We start from the raw sequence: 19337 nt of genomic DNA, 5'->3' as shown, positions 1-19337 counted from the left end.
TTTCTGGATGATTCTTCACTCTTACTTGGACGAACTCTATTTTATAATGAAACCCTTCCCGCTTGTATTGGTCCTTCCTGCATATAATGAAGAGCTTACTATAGAAAAAACAATTCTGGAATTCTACAAAGAGATCCCGAATGCATTTTTTGTGATCGTAGATAATAATTCCAAAGACAGTACCTCTGTGATCTCTAAAAATATCTTAACGGAACATTCTATCTTGGGAGAAGTGATCTTTGAGCCAAGACAAGGGAAGGCGAATGCGATTCGAACTGCATTCACAAAGGTTGATGCAGAAATTTATATCATGTGCGATGCGGATCTGACCTACCCTGCTTCTAAAATACATTCTATGATCCAAACCTTAAAAGAGAAAGATCTGGATATGCTTGTAGGAGATCGCCTGAGCAAGGGAGATTATGGAAGAGAGAATAAAAGAAGGTTCCATTCTACTGGAAATAAACTTGTTCTCATGTTGATCAATTTTCTTTTCGGAACGAAACTTAAAGACCCGATGAGCGGCTATCGAGTATTCTCTCGTAGATTCGTAAAAAACTATCCAATTTTAACTTCCGGTTTCGAGATAGAAATAGAAATGACCTTACATGCCTTGGACAAAAGGTTTCGATTAGAAGAGATCTCTGTTCCCTACAAAGACAGACCTGCTGGAAGTTTTTCTAAATTGAATACGATCCGAGACGGATACAAAGTAGTGAAGAATATATTATGGATATTTAAAGATTACAAACCGATGCATTTCTTCGGATTTTTTTCCGTTGTCTCTGGGCTTTTATCCTTAGTTGCGGGAACGCCTCCGGTATTGGATTATATCCGGTACAAATATGTGTATCATGTTCCTTTAGCCGTACTTGCGACTGGACTAATGTTGTTTTCTTGGATCCAAATTGCGATCGGGCTCGTTCTACATACAGTTTCCAAAATCCAGAGAGCAAATTTTGAATTGAGACTGCTCCGATTCGGAACGGAATCTCCGTTCCGGAATTTTTCAAAGACAACCCCCACCCTGAGCTTGGGTGGTGGGGAGAGGCCCGTGGGCGAGAGCTTACAACTCTAAATCAGAAAAATCCGAATTTCGCAACTTAGATTTTGCGCTTGGAAGGGCGGAATGTAGATTCTGGGTTCCGGTTTCAAGATTGAATTTGGGTTCTGAATTTAGAATCCGCGTTCCTTCTTCCACTACTTTGGCGAGGAATCAAGGAGAACGATCCCATTTTCAGAAGAAACTTCCTGAAAACTTCTTTGTGGATGCATTAAGATCAATTCTAGTTCGCTGTTACGATTACAGATGATAGAAAGTTTCTCTTTTGAATCCAAGAGGGAGATTTCGTCTTTGAATTTATAACTTCCTATCATGTGTATTTTCTTTTCTCTATAAAACATAGGATAGAAGGAAAGGTATTTATAATATACGATCTCATTTCCCGACTTCTCCGCTTTATCATAAAGTCGAAGATTTCCGTCTTGTAAAAAGGAAATGATCTTAGGAGTGATCGTAAAAGATAGAACTCCTATAAAGATCAACGTAGAAATCCAGGTCGAAACCAGAAAAAGATCCTTTCCTTCTTCTTTTCCATTTTTGAAGATTTGTAGTCCTACAAATCCGATCAGAATTCCAATCATAAGGATCAATCCGGATACAGAATCCCAGATTGAAAAAGAAGGTAGTTGTTCCTTCCCGGTTCCGATAGCAGAGTTAGAATAGTCTAAAATCAGAGGAAGAAATAAAAATATAAGCCCCACAACCAAACCGAGCCCTAAAAAGGAGAACGAGAAAAAATTTGATCTCAAAGTCTCCGGTTTCTCTAAGATCAAGTATGATATAAAGAAGGATAAAGGAAAGTAGATAGAAGAAGAATAATGAGGTAGTTTGGTTTGGACGATCGAAAAGATGAGCATTATTATCCCGAACCATACGAGAAAGTAACGAGAAATCCTATAAATTTTAGGGTCAGCAAAGGTTCTCCAGTTTTTAACACTTGGGAATAGGAATACCGTCCAAGGAAAAAATCCAATAAACATTACAATAAAATGATAGAACCAAGGACCGGTATGAGATTCTAAAGACTTGGTTAGAAGTTTTTTCTGAAAATCGAAAAACTGGACTAAGAATTCATTTCCATATGAGATAAAGTTTGTGAGATAATAAAAACTCAATACAGAGATCAAAACGATCCCAAACAGTATGAAGTCAAGAATCCGGATCTTAAAGTTTTTATCTAAGAGACGATTTACTCCAAAAATAAAAAAAGGGATAGCTAAACCTAAAGGGCCTTTCGTTAAAACAGCAATTCCGCCAAAGAAGGCTGCCGACAAGATCCATGCTACCCTGACGCGAAAGTCCTCTTTCTCCTTTGTTTCGTAAACATAGAAAGAAAGAACAGATACCAAAATGAATGTATTGAATAGATGATCTATATAAGCAGTTCTAGAAAGTACAAGCGGCAAGAGAGAAGAAGAATATAGAAAAGCCCAAACATATCCAAATTTTTTAGAATGCAGAAACGTTCCGAATTGCACTAAGATCAAAAAGGAAAGAATCCCACTGAAAACGGAAGGAAGCCTGGTGGAAAATTCGGAAAGACCTAAAACTTTATAAAATAGATTTGCGAACCAAAAGTAAAAAGGAGGTTTTTCACTGAATCCCTGTCCGTTGACTTGGATCCTGAAATATTCACCCGTTTCCAACATGGACTTGGATGCCGCACCGTAAATGTTCTCGTCCCAATCTATAAGAGGAAAACTTCCCAAACCGAAAAGTAAAAAGATAATATAAATAAGAATTGTTGCGGGTAAAAGCCAGTTTCTCATCTAGAATGGAATCATCCTTTGGAAGTTTCTCACTTCTACATTCCAAAAAGATAAATCGCTTCTTCCCCGCATTCTAAAACCGAGGTCTTGGTCGTAAGTTTAGGTTACAATTAGGATAAATTTTCGTTCGGTACAAAATTTGCTGACGGTAGGTGCTGATTATAAAGCAGTTTGGTATTGAAGAGAAAAAAAAGCCTAACTTTCGCTTACGAGAAGTTAGGCTTCAGAGTCGTACGGCGATTTATAATAATATAAATCCGTGGTCCCGTCGAAAGAACCAACATTAGCTTAAAGCCAGCTCCCCTGCCGGAATACTACTTAAGTCAAACCGGCAGGTTAGCTATTGAATTACTTCAATAGCTGGAGCACGGTTTGAGGTTTCATGTTCGCCTGAGCGAGCATCGCAGTAGCAGCCTGAGTCAGGATCTGATATCTGGTAAAGCTGGTCATCTGCTCAGCCATATCAGTATCACGAATTCTTGATTCAGCCGCTTGGATATTCTCGTAAGCGTTCATCAAACCCTTAGCAGCATGTTCCAGACGGTTGTAATAAGCTCCTAAGTCAGCTCTTTGTTTAGAAATTAATCTAAGAGCATCGTCAGCAAGACCGATTACGGAGTTCGCTTTTCCCGCCGTAGAAAGAGAGATGAAAGTCAGAACGGTCGGGTTTCTTAATCCCAGAGCCGCAGTGTTCATCGTTTCAATATACACTCTTTCTCTTTGGTGCATGTTAGCACCCATGTGGAACCACATACTTGCGGTCGGATTCAAACGAGCGAAAGCTCCAGTAAGGAGTTTCATTTTGTTGAACTCGGCCTGAGAAGCTATCCTGTCGATCTCGTCGACCAACTGAGATACTTCTACTTGTATTTGTTGACGGTCTTCTTCGGTGTAGATACCGTTCGCAGCTTGCACTGCAAGCACGCGGATCCTTTGAACAACTTCATGAGTCTCTTGCAGATACCCTTCCGCTGTTTGGATCAAAGACATACCGTCTTCAGTGTTTTGTTCCGCCCTGCGTAAACCTCCAACCTGAGTCCTCATTTTTTCAGACACGGCCAAACCGGAAGCGTCGTCACCTGCGCGGTTGATACGCATACCGGAAGACAGTTTTTCAATGTCTTTGTTCATGCTTTCGCTATTGAACTTTAAAGTTCTGTGAGCGAAGATGGCACTGATATTGTGGTTAATAATCATTCGGTTCCTCCTTGAATCCGAATCTCCTCCAAAGAGGAGAGTTTGATTTTCCTAGAGGTCTTCCTTGACCTCTTCCCCTTGAAAATCGGGAGGATTCCGGAATTGGAAGAGATACTTTTTTCTCCCGAATAAGGATAAAAGATCCCTTCCTTCTATATGCACATATGTCGCTTTTGAGCCTCCGGCGCAGGTTCCGGTCGCGAAAATGCTTGCCTCCTTAGCCAGTCCGATCAGTTTGAAAGTAGATGCTTGAAAAAATCTATCTCGCGAATCCTCGCGGTTTCTGTGCCGGAGTCAAATACGCAATTTCCTACGTGGAACAGGTACAATCCAGTTCCGAGGAACAGATCTATGTCCGGAAAGAGATCGTCCACAACCGAAGAGTCGTGGAAGATATGAGAAAGAGAGGCATTAAATTCATCAACGAACTGAACGAGGCCCCGGACGGTGCCACTGTTGTCTTTTCCGCTCATGGAGTTTCTCCCGAAGTGGTCGAAGAAGCAAAACGCAGGAACATGAAGATTGGGGATGCTACCTGCCCTCTAGTTACCAGAGTTCACAGAAAAGCGCGCAGATACAAAGACTCTCATCAAATCATCTATATAGGTCACCAGGGACATGATGAGGCAATAGGAACTACTGGAGAAGCTCAAATGTTCTTAGTAGAATCCCCCGAAGATGTCCAAAATTTGGTAGGAAAACTGGATATAAGCAAGCCGATCACCTATCTGATGCAGACTACTTTATCAGTGGCTGACACAAAATTGGTAGTGGAGAAGATCGCCGAATTATTCCCAAGCGTGGAGCATCCTGCCAAAGACGATATATGTTACGCAACTACTGAAAGACAGGAAGCTGTATCTTCCATGATGGAAAGTATAGATGCGATGATGGTGATCGGAGCGGATAATAGCTCCAATTCACTTAGACTTCTACAATTGGCTCAAAAATCCAAACCTTCCTCTTTCAAAGTCAGCTCCTTAGAAGAATTAAATAAAGATTATATAGCTAATTCTGAGATCAAGATCCTCGGGATCACCGCGGGGGCTTCCACTCCTCAGATTCTAGTGGATGAGATCATCTCCAAGCTTATACAATTCTATCCGGAAGCGGTTCTCGATCTTTTCCCAGGTTCGAGGGAGGATTCTATGAGTTTCAAATTGCCCGCAAATCTTTTGATGTAGTCACTTCGACATTTAATTATGTCTCAAAGATGTCCAAAATCGCTAACTTGCGTCAAAATAAGTCATTTTTATGTAATTTTCCTCTAAAGTTGTTGAATTAAGTTTATTTTCGTTTAAATTTTCTGGCCTATATGGTCGGGGAATATCTGCAGTTCGACACAGAAACCGGACTTTTTCAAATTATCGTTTCCCAAACTTCGGACGCAATTCTCGTTACAGACGCAGTTCTAAACGAGAACGGACCTTCTATTGTTTTTGTAAATCCTGCATTTTGTGAGCTGACAGGCTACAGAGCCGAAGAGTTGATCGGGGGCTCCCCTAAAATTTTGTTCGGTAAGCAAACGGACAGAAGAATATTACAAAATCTTAAAAATTGTCTATTGCGTGGTGATTCCTACTCTTCTTCCACAGTTAACTATAAAAAAGACGGAACCGAATATTATTCCGAATGGAAGGTTTCTCCCGTCAAAGATCAGAACGGAAATATTATAAATTTATTATCTATCCAAAGAGATATCAGTGAAAAGATCCAAAGAGAAGAACTAACGGCAAAAAGACTTAGGTCCGAAATGGGGCTTTCTGCAGCTTCTCAGATTTTATTAAATACGACCCACGAAAGTTTTACGATCGAAAGAGCGATCGAACATTTTTTGGTATTGGTAGAAGCAGAAAGGATCTATCTATACAAGAAAACCGCAAACCCTGACGTATTAGCGTTACAAGCGGAGATAAAAAGCCCCTATTCGAGTGCGACTCTAGCAGAAACTCATCCTGAAATTTCACTCGCTACTAAATTTGCAAGATGGAAACCATTTCTTCTTAGGAACGATATTGTAGAGTTCAATACCTCCGATCTCTCTGGAGTGGAAAGATCGTTTTTCCAAGGAAGAAGAACGGATACAATTTTTCTTTTTCCGATCCGAATGTCAGGGGATTGGTTCGGATTTTTGGGAATGGAATTCTTCCGACATGAATCCGGTCCGGAAGAACAATTTACATTCCGCACATTCGTAGATCTGATCGGGTTTTATTTGGAAAGAAAATCAATATTAGAGGAATTGAAACTTCATAAAGAAAACTTAGAAGAAACAGTAATTAAAAGAACGAAAGAACTTTCCGTCCAAAAAGAAAAGGCGGAAGCAGCAAGCACAGCAAAGAGCGATTTTCTCGCAAATATGAGCCACGAACTTCGCACTCCTCTGAATGCGATCATCGGGCTTTCTAAACTGATCAAGATAGAAGACGAAAGCTCGAACGATAAAAGATACTTGGACTTGATCCACAAATCTGGACTACATCTATTAGGTTTAATTAATGATATACTCGAACTTTCTAAACTCACTGCAGGAAAGTCTTCCTTCTATTTTTCTGAAATGGATTTTAGAAAGGAATTGGAGCAAGTAGTAGAATTTTTAGAACCTGAACTCTTAAGAAAACATATTCATTTGGTCTGGGACGATCCAGAAGAACTTACTTTCATGATCTGGGGAGATCCTAAACGGATTCGACAGATATTTTTGAATCTGGTAGGGAACGCAGTCAAATTTACTGCCGAGCAAGGTTCTATTTATCTTTCTACCCATAAAGAAGGAAAGGATTGGGTGGTGGAGATCACAGATACTGGGATCGGTATTTCGGACTCGGAACAGAAAAAAATTTTCGACGCATTCTATCAGGTCAGAAATTCCAAATCAAGAGATACGGAAGGAACCGGTCTTGGGCTTTCTATCGTTCAAAAACTAGTGGAGGCTCATGGAGGAAGCATCAGGGTCAAAAGTCAACAAGGTATCGGAACAACTTTTTATCTGAATCTTCCGAGATATGAACAAACTCCTAAACAATTAAAGCCCCGAAAAAATTTTGCAGGAGTTTATCCTGATAAACTTAAAAACTTCTGCTTTATTCAATTAGAATTATCCGACCAGAAAAACGCAGATCTACTTACTCATTTCTTTAAAAAACAAAACCAACCGTTGCTATTCAAGGAAATTACAAAAGATAAGAAGATAGTTCTATTCCAAGATTCAAATTCTACATTAAAGGAAAGAATATCAGAAATTTGGAAAACAATACTGATCCTCCCCGAAGAAACCCAAGAATTTGAAAAAAAATATTCCAAGGAGAATTTCGATTTCGTTCTCTCCCAACCCATATCCTTGGACGAACTAAAATTAATATTAGAAGAATTGGCGGACCAAATCCATGAGTAACTCTACGAGTTCCGTAATCAAAAATAAACAGGAAAGAAAGAGTGTAGTCCGAGATCCTATACTACTAGTTGAGGATAAATTAGAGAATACTCTTATGCTTGAGGCTCTTTGTGATGAGTTCGGGATCCAATACCAGTCTGCTTCTAACGGAGAAGAAGCATTGGAGATGGCCAAGGCCAATAAATATTCTTTCTACATAGTGGATCTTATGATGCCAGTGATGGACGGTCCCACTTTCATCCAGAGATTGAAGGAATTCCAACCGGATGCAACCGTGCTAGTCCAAACGGCACTCGATTCGACCGACACAGTGATCGAGGTAATGAAACTAGGAGTATTCGATTATATAATCAAGCCGATTCTTCCCGATCAATTCCATAAGGCTCTAAATAAGGCTGTGGATTATCGTTTCTTAAAAGCAAGCGAAGCTGCGATCTTAGAAGCAGAAAGTCTAAAACTCAGAAATCAGTTGGAATGGTTGACCTATAAGGAAACCAGAAGGAAAGCAGGAGACGAATCCTGGGAGAAATCTTCCATACATTCTTTACAGACTTCCCTATCCCAAGGTTCCGGGATTGGAGCTATCATCAGTCTTTTAGATATGATCAAGACTGAAATGAAGGAAGATGGGGATAATTACATAATTAATAAAAATATGATGAACCTGGTGTTAGAAAATCAGGAGATCACCAAAAATTTACTGAAAGGTCTGACCCAGCTATTGGAGATCATTAATCGGAATCTAGAAAAGAATAAGATCAAGGCATCGGAACTAGTAGAAAGGATCAAACAAGCAAGCGAGTTTATCCTACCTTATCTGGAAAAGAAAGGACTTAGGCTGGCCCTGCCCGTTTTGAAAAAGGAAGTAGATCTTGATATTGAACTCGATCTTTTTCTCCAAGCTTTGGAAGAAGTGGTCTTAAACGCGTACAAATACTGTGCCCCGAAAACTTCCTTAGAAATATTCACTAGCATCAACCAAGGTTATTTCTGCGTCGTGGTGAAGAATATCGTAGATGAACGACCTTATGGAGGCGTAGATGAAAAACACGAAAATCTAGTTCTACAACCGTTCTTCCGAATTCATCCCCCCGTAGAAAGTGTGTCCCATCTAGAAAGATTCGGTCTGGGTTTAGGACTTACCGCCGTGGACCAAATCCTTAGAAAGCATAATGGTTTATTCTTTATTCATAATGCAAAAGACCATACTGGAGAACATGTGCGTCTTTGTGTGATGAGCGAATTATTATTACCCATTCAATGAGAATGACAAGAAGGAGAATATGAAAAAAATCTTAATCGTGGATGATTCAGCCGTATTCAGAAAGATACTTACCCTTCATCTTTCTCAGGCTTCTTTTTCCGTAGTGGAAGCGGAAGACGGACTGCAGGGTTTGGAGAAATTGAGAGAAGGTAAAGTGGATCTGGTGGTTAGCGATATGAATATGCCGAATATGAACGGTATCTCTTTCGTGAAGGCGATCAAAGAAGATTCGAACCATAAATTTGTTCCAATCATCATGTTGACCACTGAATCCCAAGATGAACTCAAAAACGAAGGTTTAAAAGCCGGAGCAAAAGCTTGGCTTACGAAACCTTTTTCTCCGGAAGAACTTTTGAAAACAATACAGGTTTTACTCGTATAACCGGGAAAAGTTTATGTCGTTGGAAGTAAAAGTATCTGAACTCGGCCAAAAAAATTCCAGACCGATCTTTCATTTGGATCTTTCTGGAGAGGCTTCTATCTATTACGCATTGGATTGGAAGTCAAAATTGCAAGCACTTCTGGATAAAGATCCGATTAGGATAGAAATAGATACATCCTCTTTGGAAAAGGTGGACTCTAGTTTTGTTCAGTCATTAATTTTACTCAAAAAAAATTCCATAGATAGATCCTGGGATCTTGCTATATTAAATCATCCAAATTGTTTATTAGAATTTTATGATCTATACGGTCTGATCGGATATTTTCAAGACCGTATCCGGGTCTCAAAAAAAGATTCTACTTCCTTTAAATTTGCTTACGGATTGGAGAAGGTATAATGGATCTTTCAGAGATCAAAGAAGCATTCATACAAGAATCTCTGGAATTATTATCCGGAGCCGAATTATATCTTTTACGGATGGAAAAAGGTGAATTCGACGAAGAAGCAATTCATTCTATGTTCCGGTCCGTTCATACCGTAAAAGGAACCGCAGGGATGTTCGGATATGAGTCCATCGAAGAATGTTCGCATGAGCTGGAAACCCTACTCGATCTGGCCAGATCGGGTAAGACTGATTTGGATCCTTCTAAAATAGACTTTTTATTAAGAGCAATCGATCATTTAAAACGAATTGTAGGAGACCCACTCCCCGGCAAGAATCTGGCTCCGCAGTTAGAAGCGGAACAGACAAAAATTCTGAAAGAAGCTAAAGAATTTACCGGCAACACCAACACCTCTGTCAAAAAAGAGATTAAAAATTCCGCGAGTGATCTCGATCAAAATAGGTCGGAAAAAGAAGGAATGGTTAACTCAGACTGGCAGATCACATTCTTTCCTGGGGAAAATATCTTTAAGGACGGAATGGATCCATTCTCCTTCTTAAAATATCTAAGAACCATCGGAGAGATCAAAAACTTATACGTATATAAAACAAAACTTCCGGATTTGAGTAGCTGGGATTCAGAAAATTGTTATCTAGGTTACGAGGTCCAACTTAAGTCAGGGATAGAGAGGAAAGATCTTGAATCTGTTTTTTCTTTCGTAAAGGACTCTTCTTTTTTGAGAATTGTTCCTCCAAATTCTTCCGAAGAAATATTTCATACGATCGCAAACGAGATCCCTTGTGAAAAAGAAGAATATTATAAGGCGTTGGATTTACAAGGGCTCCGCTTCCAAACTCCAATTTCTACACATTCTTCTGAAACTTCTAAAGAACAAACTTCTTCCAAAAAGACGGAAGGCGATAAATTACAAACTACTCAGATCGTTCCTAAGCTCATCCGTATAGATTCCGCAAAAGTGGATCAATTGGTAAATCTTGTAGGTGAATTGATTATCTCAGAAGCAAGCCTAGGTCGTTTACTAGCGGAGAAGGAAGATTCGGACTTAAACGAATCCGCTGAATTATTATCCAGACTTGTAGGAGAGATCCGAGAAACTGCGATGGCCCTTCGAATGGTCCCGATCGGAGAACTTTTTGAAAAGTACAGAAGAACGGTGAGAGACATTTCCCTAGAACTTGGAAAGGAAGTGGATTTTGAGATTTTAGGCGGAGAGACAGAACTGGATAGATCGGTAATCGAAAAGATAAACGATCCGATCGTTCACATATTAAGAAATGCTTTAGATCATGGAATAGAACCTAGCCAAGAAAGAGCAAATCTTGGGAAATCACAAAGAGGAAAATTAAAAATACAAGCTTCTCATTCTACGGGGAGTATTTCCATTGAGATCTCCGACGACGGAAAAGGGATCAATCACGAAAAGATCAGACAAAAGGCTATTGAAAAAGGACTGATAGATCCTGCCCAAGTATTAAACGAACAAGAAATATTTAATCTAATTTTTCAGCCTGGATTTTCCACAGCGGAGTCCATCACAAGTCTTTCTGGGAGAGGAGTAGGAATGGATGTCGTACTTCGCAATATCGAATCCTTAAGAGGATCTGTGAATGTACAATCCGAATTCGGAAAAGGTTGTGTATTCTCCATTCGTCTTCCACTTACACTTGCAATCATAGATGGATTCCTAGTCAGATCCTGTGATTCTTATTTTGTAGTACCTATGGATTGGGTAAGAGAAACCATGGAGTCGGAACTCCAACTTCTTCCGGATGAAATTGCAGGTTCTATTAACTTAAGAGGAGAAGTTCTGCCTATTCTACATTTGGGTAGATTTTTAGGGCTCCCCGATCCAGATGAAGGAAGAAAGAACGTTCTTGTTCTAGAGCACGACGGCAGAAATTTCGGGATCTTAGTCAATGATCTACTAGGTGAGATCCAATCAGTAATCAAACCTCTGAATGAAATTTTTAAAGGGATCCAATGTATTAGCGGAACTTCCGTTTTAGGGACTGGAAAAATCGCGTTCATCCTGGATGTGCCTGGTCTTCATTCCCTTTTAAAAATCCAAAGAACTAATTTGAGAGATAGAACATTCGCACATTGAGCAAATTGCGATGATGAAGGAAATAATTAATTTATAATATAGGTAAATCGTATGGGACAGGGTAAATTAAAACTAAGTGTAATTGTTTGGTCTTTATTGTTGGGAATAGTTCTGACATTCGGATCAGCCGGTTGGAGTTATTTGTATGATCGCGGATTCGAGACTGGATCCTCGGATAAAATTTCGGTTCCTTCCGAAACGATCCATTTCGAGCTAAAGGATTATGAATCCGGTTTATATTCTTTATTTCTACCCGGGCAAAGTAAGGAATCACTTTTATCTAAAATAGAAAATCTGAAAACGATCCAAACAGCGATTGCGACCGATCTAAAAGGAGCTTCAGCAGGTTTGAAAAATCCGGAAGACCTGCAAAAATTCCAAAAGGATTTGGAAACCCTTCAGGAAACCGTCCTGGTTGCAAAGGGGATTTTAGGGACTCAGGCAAAGGATACAAAGGAGAATTTCCTAAATCAGGTTTCCGAAAATTCAATCCCTAAGCTAGAGAAACTGAAATCTGATTGGGAAAGATCGAGATCCTCCATTTCTGTTCCTGTCCAGAAAGAAGGTCCTGTATACTATCATTTCCTATTCGCGATATTCGGGACACTTCTCTTACCTGCCTTGGTAATTTACCTAAAACCTTTCTCTTCTGGAAGTATTGTTTCTAATAATAAGTCCGATTCGGAAGAATTCATTCGGATCAAAACTGCTTTAGACAATGTGACTACGAACATTATGATGGCGGACCAAAATTTAAAGGTCACATACATGAACAAGTCTATCCGTAAGATGTTTGGAAATGCGGAAGAAGATATTAAAAAGCAACTCAGCCAATTCCGTATGGAGTCGGTGCTGGGTTCCAATATTGATAGCTACCATAAAAACCCTGCTCACCAGAGAAATATCTTAAAAGATCTGAACCAAACATTCCGTTCCAGTATAGAGATTGGTGGCAGAAGTTTCGATCTGATTGCAAATCCTATTCTAACGGAATCCGGTGATAGACTGGGAGCAGTAGTCGAATGGGCAGATGTTACTGAACAAAAGAAATTGTTGGAAATCCGACGCCAGGAGAATGAAGAGCTTACCCGTATCAAAGTCGCTTTGGATAATACCAGTACAAATATCATGATTGCAGATACTCATCTGAATATCAAATACATGAACAAAGCGATCGTAAAGATGTTCGAGATCGGTGAAAGTGATATTAGAAAACAACTCAACAACTTCCATTTGAATAAATTGCTTGGATCAAATATAGACTCTTATCACAAGAACCCCGCTCACCAAAGAGGAATACTTGCCTCCTTTACCAATACTTTCAAATCCAGTATCGAAATAGGTGGAAGAAGTTTTGATCTGATTGCTAACCCTATCCTAACAGAAAATGGAGATAGACTAGGTGCAGTGGTAGAATGGTCTGATGTAACCGAGCAGAAAAAAGTGGCAGAGGCTCGCAAATTGGAAAACGACGAGCTGACTCGTATTAAGGTGGCCTTGGATAACGCTTCTACGAACGTAATGATCGCAGATAACGACTTCAATATCAAATATATGAATAAAGCCGTATATAAGATGTTCCAAAACGGAGAAGGAGATATTAGAAAACAGTTAAGTGCCTTTAATTTACAGAGTTTACTTGGTACCAATATAGATACTTTCCACAAGAACCCGGCTCACCAAAGGAACCTACTCGCGAATTTGACTAGCACTTATGAGTCTTCAATTACGATAGGAGGGAGATCGTTCAATCTAATTGCCAATCCAATCTTAAGCTCCGAAGGGAAAAGATTAGGAGCCGTGGTGGAATGGTCCGACGTCACAGCAGAACTTGTGGTTCAAAAGGAAATCGAAGAAATTGTAGGAGCTGCGGCGAAAGGAGATTTTAGAACCAGGGTAAAACTAGAAGGTAAAGACGGTTTCTTTAGAAGTTTAGGAGAAGGGATCAATTCCTTCCTACAAGTTAGCGAAACCGGACTTAACGAAGTAGTGGATGCGTTGGAAAGATTGGCCAACGGAGATCTGACTTCTAAAATAGAGAACGAATACTATGGAACATTTGGAAAATTGAAAGAATATGGAAATACTACAGTCGACAAACTGAACGAGATCATGGGTGATATCGTGATGAAAGCCGGTAGTTTAGTCGGTTCTGCAGGAGAAGTTTCTTCCACTGCGAATTCTCTTAGCCAAGGTGCATCAGAACAAGCAGCGTCTGTGGAAGAGACTACTTCTTCATTGGAGGAAATGACTGCTTCGATCGATCAAAATGCTAGTAATTCCAAACAAACGGAACAGATCGCAAGCCAATCTTCCAAGGACGCAGAAGAAGGTGGAAAGTCGGTAACCGAAACGGTGACAGCTATGAAACAGATCGCAGAAAAAATTTCTATCATTGAAGACATTGCTTACCAGACCAACCTACTCGCTCTGAACGCGGCAATTGAAGCTGCAAGAGCAGGAGAACATGGAAGAGGATTCGCGGTAGTAGCATCCGAGGTTCGAAAATTAGCCGAAAGAAGCCAGAAATCAGCAAATGAGATTTCTAGCCTTGCTGTATCCTCAGTGGCGATCGCAGAAAAGGCGGGAAAACTAATTAGTGAAATCGTTCCAAATATTAGGAAAACTGCAGATTTGGTACAAGAGATCACTGCTTCCAGCGAAGAGCAGGCCTCTGGGGTTGTCGAGATCAATAAAGCGATGGGACAATTGGATCAGGTTTCTCAGCAGAATGCGTCTGCCTCGGAAGAGTTAGCTGCAATTGCGGAAGAAATGAACAGCCAAGCTGAATCCTTGAGAGAATCCGTATTATTCTTCAGATTAAGCAAGGAAGCGCAGGGAAGAGAAGGTTCAGGTAATGGATCAAAAAGTTTGGCAGCGGCAGCAGTGAGGACTGTAAGTATTCCTAACAAGCCTAAGTTCGAAAAATACTGAGGTGTTGAAGTGAGTACTTTCGAAGACAACCAATATTTGACCTTTAAGATCGGAGAGGAAACCTTTGGAATAGGCCTCCTGAACGTAAAAGAGATCCTAGAATACACTCATGTGACCACTGTTCCGATGATGCCTTCCTTTATTCCGGGGGTAATCAACCTTAGAGGAAATGTGGTCCCTGTTCTGGATGTATGCGATAAGTTTTTCAGAAAGAAACATTCTCCGGATAAAAGGACTTGTATAGTTATTGTGGAAGTCCCGGAATCTATTAGCGGTGCCAGAATGGATATAGGCCTGATCGTTGAATCCGTATACGAAGTATTGAGTATACCTTCTTCTGAAATCGAACCTCCTCCAACTTTCGGTTCCAGGATACGTGTGGATTTTCTAGCGGGAATGGCAAGGCAAGCCAGCGGATTCATTCTTTTACTCAACCTTCTACGCTTATTAACTGTAGAAGAATTGACCGCATTGGAGGAAACTAGGGAAGAAGCGGCTAACGCAGTTCCCGCAGTCTAAAGATGGAACCAGAAATTGTCCGAGATATTTTTCTGCAACCAGGAGGTTTTTATTGGGGAGAGAATGGAACAAGGATCCGTACCCTTTTAGGCTCCTGTGTAGCTTTATGTTTTTGGCATCCTTATTCTAAAGCCGGGGGAATGGCCCATATCATGCTGCCTAAACGACCTTCTCATGTTTCGGAACCTCATCCTAAGTATGCGGATGATGCCTTGGAAAGTTTTCTGAAACAATTCCAAAAATTGGGAGAACGACCTGGGAGATTTGTGTGTAAAATTTTCGGCGGGGCTTCCATGTTCTCTCCTGAAGAAGATAAAATGGAAGAAGTAAAAAAGATCGTAGAAATAGGTGAAAAAAATGTGGAGTCCGTTCTGGATCTGGTCCGTAAAGCAAATATAGATCTTGCCGCTTCCAATATCGGAGGTAAATCCCACCGAAAAATATATTTCTCTCTTTGGGATGGAGAAGTGTATATGGAAAATCCTCAAAATTAGTATAACATGATATACGTATATATTATCGACGATTCTGCAGTAGTCCGATCTGTACTCAAACAGGTCCTGGAAATGAATTCAGATATAAAAGTGATCGGATCATCTCCCGATCCAGTATTCGCTCTCGAAAAATTAGGTAAGACGGAAAGATGGCCTGATGTGATCGTTTTGGATATCGAAATGCCCAGGATGGATGGGATCAGTTTTTTGAAAAAGATCATGCATTCTCACCCTACTCCCATTTTGATCTGCTCTTCTCTTGCCGAAGAATCTTCAGAAACTGCTTGGATCGCTTTGAAAGAAGGTGCAGTAGGAATTGTTACCAAGCCTAAAATCGGACTAAAGGATTTTTTGGAGGATTCTGCAGTTTATCTGGGTGAGTGTATTCGTTCTGCGTCTATTTCCAAACTGAAACATCAAATTTCGGCTCCTTCTCGCAAAACGAACGGACTTGATTTTACAAAAATTGCAACTACTGACAGGATCGTGGCTATCGGCACTTCAACAGGAGGAACGATCGCCTTAGAAGAAATTCTTACTTCTCTTCCTGCAAATAGTCCGGGTATAGTCATCGTACAACATATGCCCGAGAAATTCACGGAAGCATTTGCAAATCGTCTGGATAATATCTGCAAAATTTCCGTAAAGGAAGCAAAAGACGGGGATAGGATACAAGAAGGTACTGCACTCATCGCTCCAGGGAATAAACATATGGAAGTAGTAGGAAGTGGCGCTCAATTTATCGTAAGAATCACCGACGGTCCATTAGTAAACCGTCATAGACCTTCCGTGGACGTATTATTTCACTCTGTTGCAAAACATGTAGGCAGAAATGCAAAGGCATTTTTGCTTACTGGTATGGGAGCCGACGGAGCTGCTGGACTTCTCGAGATTAGAAAGGCTGGAGGAAGAACGATCGCTCAAGATGAGGCAAGTTCTGTAGTATTCGGTATGCCTAGAGAAGCGATAGAAAGAGGAGCTGCGGAAAAAATACTTTCCTTAGAAGATGTTCCTTCTGAGATTCTCGCCGGTTGAATACCAACGAGAATCTTAGAAATTAAGAACTTAAAGAAGGGAGAAGGTTACCTTATTCTTTCTATCTTGGATCTCTTCCGGAGTTTCGATCTTAAGGACCTCGTCTGGAACGATCTTGAAAATGGTCTGCCCTTTTTGGATGATCTTTCCATCGCTATCCTTCAGGATCACATCTTTGATGGTTCCTGAGAATGGAGCGGTGATCTTATTGAACATCTTCATTACTTCGACAATGAATAAAGGTTGGCCTGCTTTAAAATGCTCACCTTCTTTCACCATCGGAGGAAGATCGGGAGCCTCTTTCGAATAGAACATTCCGCCCATTGGAGAAACGATCTCGTCGGAACTTGCCTTAGGAGCTGGCGCCAAAAATTTAATGAACGCGTCTCTTGTTTCCGCCTTCTTAAATTCTTCAGGGATCACCGGTTCTAAGTTCTCATCCACACCCAGTTTATAGAAACCGGATTTGTTTCCAAGATTTGGGATAAGTTTGAGCAGTTCCAAGCCGATCTGGAAGCCTTTATGAGAGGAAATCGCCTTAGTCCAAACATCCGCATCTACTCCTGCCGGAGCCTTTCCTGCAAATACGGAATCCCAATCTGGAGAATCCGCTTTTTTGCCGGTAAGTTTTTCCAGTTCTTTATAAAAAGCTAATGCAGATTGTAGAACTTTTTGGTCATGGTCCCATATCTGTTCGGAAGGAGATTGGTGTAACTCGCCTTCCATATGCAGATAGTAATATATGTCCGAGAGAATATGGATCGGGTTTCTAAGCCAAACTACTTGGTCTTTTTCGATCTTCCAGGAAACATTCTCATGATAACCTAAGAACCCGGCTAGAACATGAGCATCTGCAAGCAGTTCAGCTATAGGTCTTGTGATCAAGGTTAGCTTACGGGAAAGAACTTTTTTTCCTTCTGCTGGCGCATTGGAAAGGACTTTTGTCCAAGCTACTTCCAGATCTACGTCTTTACCAAGGCTTTCTAGAGCACCAACCGCTGCAAGATAAGAGATCATAAACGCTGTAGAAGGTTTGAATAACGGATCCTTTCCTAAAATCCAATGGATCAATCCGTAATGAACTAGTAAGTTCGTCTGTAGATCCTGTCCTCTAAGCTCGGTCTTTCTTAAAATATTTCCAAGTCTACGAAGATTATCTTCTCTACTATTTCCGTAGGTGATCAAAAGTGCAATATTCGAATCATAAGCACCAGCTACTTTATAATGAACGAATAGACCCGTATCAGGATTTCGAACAGAAATACCTTGGTCGTCTCGAATTTCTTCCGGCAAAGGTTTAGACCAGCCTAGGATAACTCCGCCAGCGTGAGGCTGGATCGCCTTATTAGTAGCGTTGATACGAACTTCCGCCCCTGAAATATTTCTAACGATCCGTTCAGGTTTAGGAAGTCTTTTTCCATGAAGAGCAATAAGAGCCATTGCCTCTATCAAGCTGTCTACGATAAAGAATTCGGATTTATTTTCAGGATTGCTGAACTTAAGAGAATACACCATCTCGGTGACCCTATGTTCCACCTGGATCCTGGTATTCATTTCCATGAAGAAGTGATTCGTTCCTTCTACGATCAACTCGAAAGTGGAAACACTGTTTAAAGCCACAGCTTGTCCGAATCTTTCGGATTGCTCTTCCATTTCTTTGAGGACTTGTAAGTCAGCCTTTATGATCTCAGCTTTTTTAGGAGACGTTTTTTCCAGGGAAGCAATCTCGTTTTGTAGAAGTTCCTGAGTCAGAGAGATCTCGAGAAGTTTCTGCTCATGCATTTGCACGGAACAGTCCCTTCCACCCAAGGCCAAACACCATTCTCCGTTACCGATCAGCTGGATCTCGTTGTGTCTGGTCTTTTCAATATTTAATTCTATCAAAAAGTTCCTATTGGAGCCTGGAGCGGTTACTTTAGATTCTGATAATATTTCTTGTACTGCAGTTTTTACTTCATCCGGTTTGGAAACTACCCTCTGGCCTTTTCCGCCGCCGCCACCCACGTATTTGAAACGGATACGGTTCGTTGGATATTTTTTCCAGATCTCTGCAGCTTCAATTTCGGCCTGAGCTTGCAATTCGTGAATGGTTACTAATTCTACGATCTTTTCGTAACCTGCATACAATAATGCTTCTGCGTTCTCTTCCAAAGATATGGAAGAGTTATAAGTATAGTTTAATCCTTTTTCTTTCGCAAGAGCAACTAATGCTTTTTCGTCTTTCGCTTTTTTAAGAAGACAGGTAGCGGAGATAGTGTCCACACCGGGAGTTACGGAAACATTCAGTTTACGCGCGAGTTTTTTCGCTTCGTCTTTTGAACCTGCTTGGTGGGCCACATGAGAAGAAGGTCCCATGAAAGAAATTCCGCTCTCTTCGATTGCCTCGATGAATTCGGCATCTTCTGCCATAAATCCGTAACCTGCAAAGATATGAGTGTAGTCGTTATCTTTTGCGATCTGGATGATCTGTTTGATCCTAGCAGCTTTTTCTTCTGCTCCGGCTCCCATATAGTCTGGGACCCTGTGGATATTAGATGGAAATCTGAAATCCCTAAGCTCCGGAGCAAGCGCCATAGGATAAACAACTGAATCTTTTTCGGAGAGAAGTATCCCATATTCTCTGATACCGATCTGGTCGAAAATTTCCATTGCCTCTTTTCGAACTGGACCTCGGCAAACGATCAGACATTTAATCGTTTGTAAGGAAAAAGAATGGATCCAAGGAGAAGTAGATTCGCGAAATGTAATGCGCCGATTTTGGTAGTCGATCATATTTGT

The 19337-nt window shown here is 40.7% G+C and carries 13 protein-coding genes and 1 pseudogene; 11 read left to right on the top strand and 3 right to left on the bottom strand.

All coding sequences use genetic code 11. The annotated features are described in order from the left end of the window. Positions 1-7: 7 nt before the first annotated feature. Positions 8-1078 (top strand): glycosyltransferase family 2 protein, encoded by a 1071-nt coding sequence (locus LPTSP_RS03115; protein ID WP_245915449.1) that lies wholly within the window; start codon positions 8-10, stop codon positions 1076-1078. Between the two features lie 122 nt (positions 1079-1200). Here LPTSP_RS03115 and LPTSP_RS03110 read toward each other — a convergent pair whose 3' ends face one another. Both LPTSP_RS03110 and LPTSP_RS03105 read right to left on the bottom strand, forming a co-directional pair. Then, positions 1201-2832 carry an ArnT family glycosyltransferase gene (locus tag LPTSP_RS03110; RefSeq protein ID WP_108927370.1) on the bottom strand — a complete coding sequence of 544 codons (1632 nt, stop codon included), beginning with the start codon at positions 2830-2832 and terminating at the stop codon, positions 1201-1203. Positions 2833-3180: 348 nt separating this feature from the next. After that, a complete protein-coding gene (locus LPTSP_RS03105; protein ID WP_010515586.1) occupies positions 3181-4029 on the bottom strand; it encodes a flagellin N-terminal helical domain-containing protein in 849 nt (282 codons plus the stop codon). A gap of 245 nt (positions 4030-4274) precedes the next feature. On the opposite strand from LPTSP_RS03105, the gene ispH reads away from it, so the two are divergent. From ispH to LPTSP_RS03055, 10 genes and pseudogenes are all read left to right on the top strand, one after another. Further along, positions 4275-5213: a 4-hydroxy-3-methylbut-2-enyl diphosphate reductase gene (gene ispH, locus LPTSP_RS03100; RefSeq protein WP_108927369.1), complete on the top strand. Its 939-nt coding sequence runs from the start codon at positions 4275-4277 to the stop codon at positions 5211-5213. Positions 5214-5344: 131 nt separating this feature from the next. Next, positions 5345-7423, top strand: coding sequence for a PAS domain-containing sensor histidine kinase (locus tag LPTSP_RS03095; RefSeq protein WP_108927368.1), 2079 nt, complete (start codon positions 5345-5347; stop codon positions 7421-7423). Further along, on the top strand, positions 7416-8687 hold the full coding sequence (locus LPTSP_RS03090; RefSeq protein WP_108927367.1) for an ATP-binding response regulator: 1272 nt from the start codon (positions 7416-7418) through the stop codon (positions 8685-8687). The genes LPTSP_RS03095 and LPTSP_RS03090 overlap by 8 nt, the downstream gene beginning before the upstream one ends. 19 nt (positions 8688-8706) lie before the next feature. After that, positions 8707-9069: a response regulator gene (locus LPTSP_RS03085; RefSeq protein ID WP_108927366.1), complete on the top strand. Its 363-nt coding sequence runs from the start codon at positions 8707-8709 to the stop codon at positions 9067-9069. 13 nt (positions 9070-9082) lie between these two features. Then, the gene (locus tag LPTSP_RS03080; RefSeq protein ID WP_108927365.1) at positions 9083-9466 is read left to right on the top strand and encodes an STAS domain-containing protein; all 384 of its coding nucleotides are present in this window, start codon (positions 9083-9085) and stop codon (positions 9464-9466) included. Further along, complete coding sequence (locus LPTSP_RS03075) at positions 9466-11577, top strand: chemotaxis protein CheA (RefSeq protein WP_108927364.1); 2112 nt, start codon at positions 9466-9468, stop codon at positions 11575-11577. The genes LPTSP_RS03080 and LPTSP_RS03075 overlap by 1 nt, the downstream gene beginning before the upstream one ends. A 180-nt stretch (positions 11578-11757) precedes the next feature. Next, positions 11758-14439 (top strand): annotated as a pseudogene (locus tag LPTSP_RS03070) (methyl-accepting chemotaxis protein); the annotation flags it as partial. Positions 14440-14520: 81 nt separating this feature from the next. After that, entirely contained in the window at positions 14521-15030 is a 510-nt protein-coding gene (locus LPTSP_RS03065; protein WP_108927363.1) for a chemotaxis protein CheW, read from the top strand. Between the two features lie 2 nt (positions 15031-15032). Then, entirely contained in the window at positions 15033-15524 is a 492-nt protein-coding gene (locus LPTSP_RS03060; RefSeq protein ID WP_108927362.1) for a chemotaxis protein CheD, read from the top strand. Between the two features lie 6 nt (positions 15525-15530). Continuing rightward, complete coding sequence (locus LPTSP_RS03055; protein ID WP_108927361.1) at positions 15531-16559, top strand: protein-glutamate methylesterase/protein-glutamine glutaminase; 1029 nt, start codon at positions 15531-15533, stop codon at positions 16557-16559. 30 nt (positions 16560-16589) lie between these two features. Here LPTSP_RS03055 and LPTSP_RS03050 read toward each other — a convergent pair whose 3' ends face one another. Then, positions 16590-19331 carry an ATP-binding protein gene (locus LPTSP_RS03050; RefSeq protein ID WP_108927360.1) on the bottom strand — a complete coding sequence of 914 codons (2742 nt, stop codon included), beginning with the start codon at positions 19329-19331 and terminating at the stop codon, positions 16590-16592. Positions 19332-19337 lie beyond the last annotated feature (6 nt).

Origin of the sequence: Leptospira johnsonii (assembly GCF_003112675.1) — a bacterium.
In the GTDB taxonomy this organism is placed as follows: domain Bacteria; phylum Spirochaetota; class Leptospiria; order Leptospirales; family Leptospiraceae; genus Leptospira_B; species Leptospira_B johnsonii.
This window is presented reverse-complemented; position numbering and strand designations above follow the sequence as displayed.

Excerpts from the sequence above, each read along its gene's own strand:
- LPTSP_RS03050 (WP_108927360.1), bottom strand. The coding sequence starts at position 19,331 with ATGATCGACTACCAAAATCGGCGCATTACATTTCGCGAATCTACTTCT.
- LPTSP_RS03060 (WP_108927362.1), top strand. The coding sequence starts at position 15,033 with ATGGAACCAGAAATTGTCCGAGATATTTTTCTGCAACCAGGAGGTTTT.
- LPTSP_RS03095 (WP_108927368.1), top strand. The coding sequence starts at position 5,345 with ATGGTCGGGGAATATCTGCAGTTCGACACAGAAACCGGACTTTTTCAA.
- LPTSP_RS03080 (WP_108927365.1), top strand. The coding sequence starts at position 9,083 with ATGTCGTTGGAAGTAAAAGTATCTGAACTCGGCCAAAAAAATTCCAGA.
- LPTSP_RS03085 (WP_108927366.1), top strand. The coding sequence starts at position 8,707 with ATGAAAAAAATCTTAATCGTGGATGATTCAGCCGTATTCAGAAAGATA.
- LPTSP_RS03105 (WP_010515586.1), bottom strand. The coding sequence starts at position 4,029 with ATGATTATTAACCACAATATCAGTGCCATCTTCGCTCACAGAACTTTA.
- LPTSP_RS03055 (WP_108927361.1), top strand. The coding sequence starts at position 15,531 with ATGATATACGTATATATTATCGACGATTCTGCAGTAGTCCGATCTGTA.
- LPTSP_RS03075 (WP_108927364.1), top strand. The coding sequence starts at position 9,466 with ATGGATCTTTCAGAGATCAAAGAAGCATTCATACAAGAATCTCTGGAA.
- ispH (WP_108927369.1), top strand. The coding sequence starts at position 4,275 with ATGCTTGAAAAAATCTATCTCGCGAATCCTCGCGGTTTCTGTGCCGGA.
- LPTSP_RS03110 (WP_108927370.1), bottom strand. The coding sequence starts at position 2,832 with ATGAGAAACTGGCTTTTACCCGCAACAATTCTTATTTATATTATCTTT.
- LPTSP_RS03090 (WP_108927367.1), top strand. The coding sequence starts at position 7,416 with ATGAGTAACTCTACGAGTTCCGTAATCAAAAATAAACAGGAAAGAAAG.
- LPTSP_RS03115 (WP_245915449.1), top strand. The coding sequence starts at position 8 with ATGATTCTTCACTCTTACTTGGACGAACTCTATTTTATAATGAAACCC.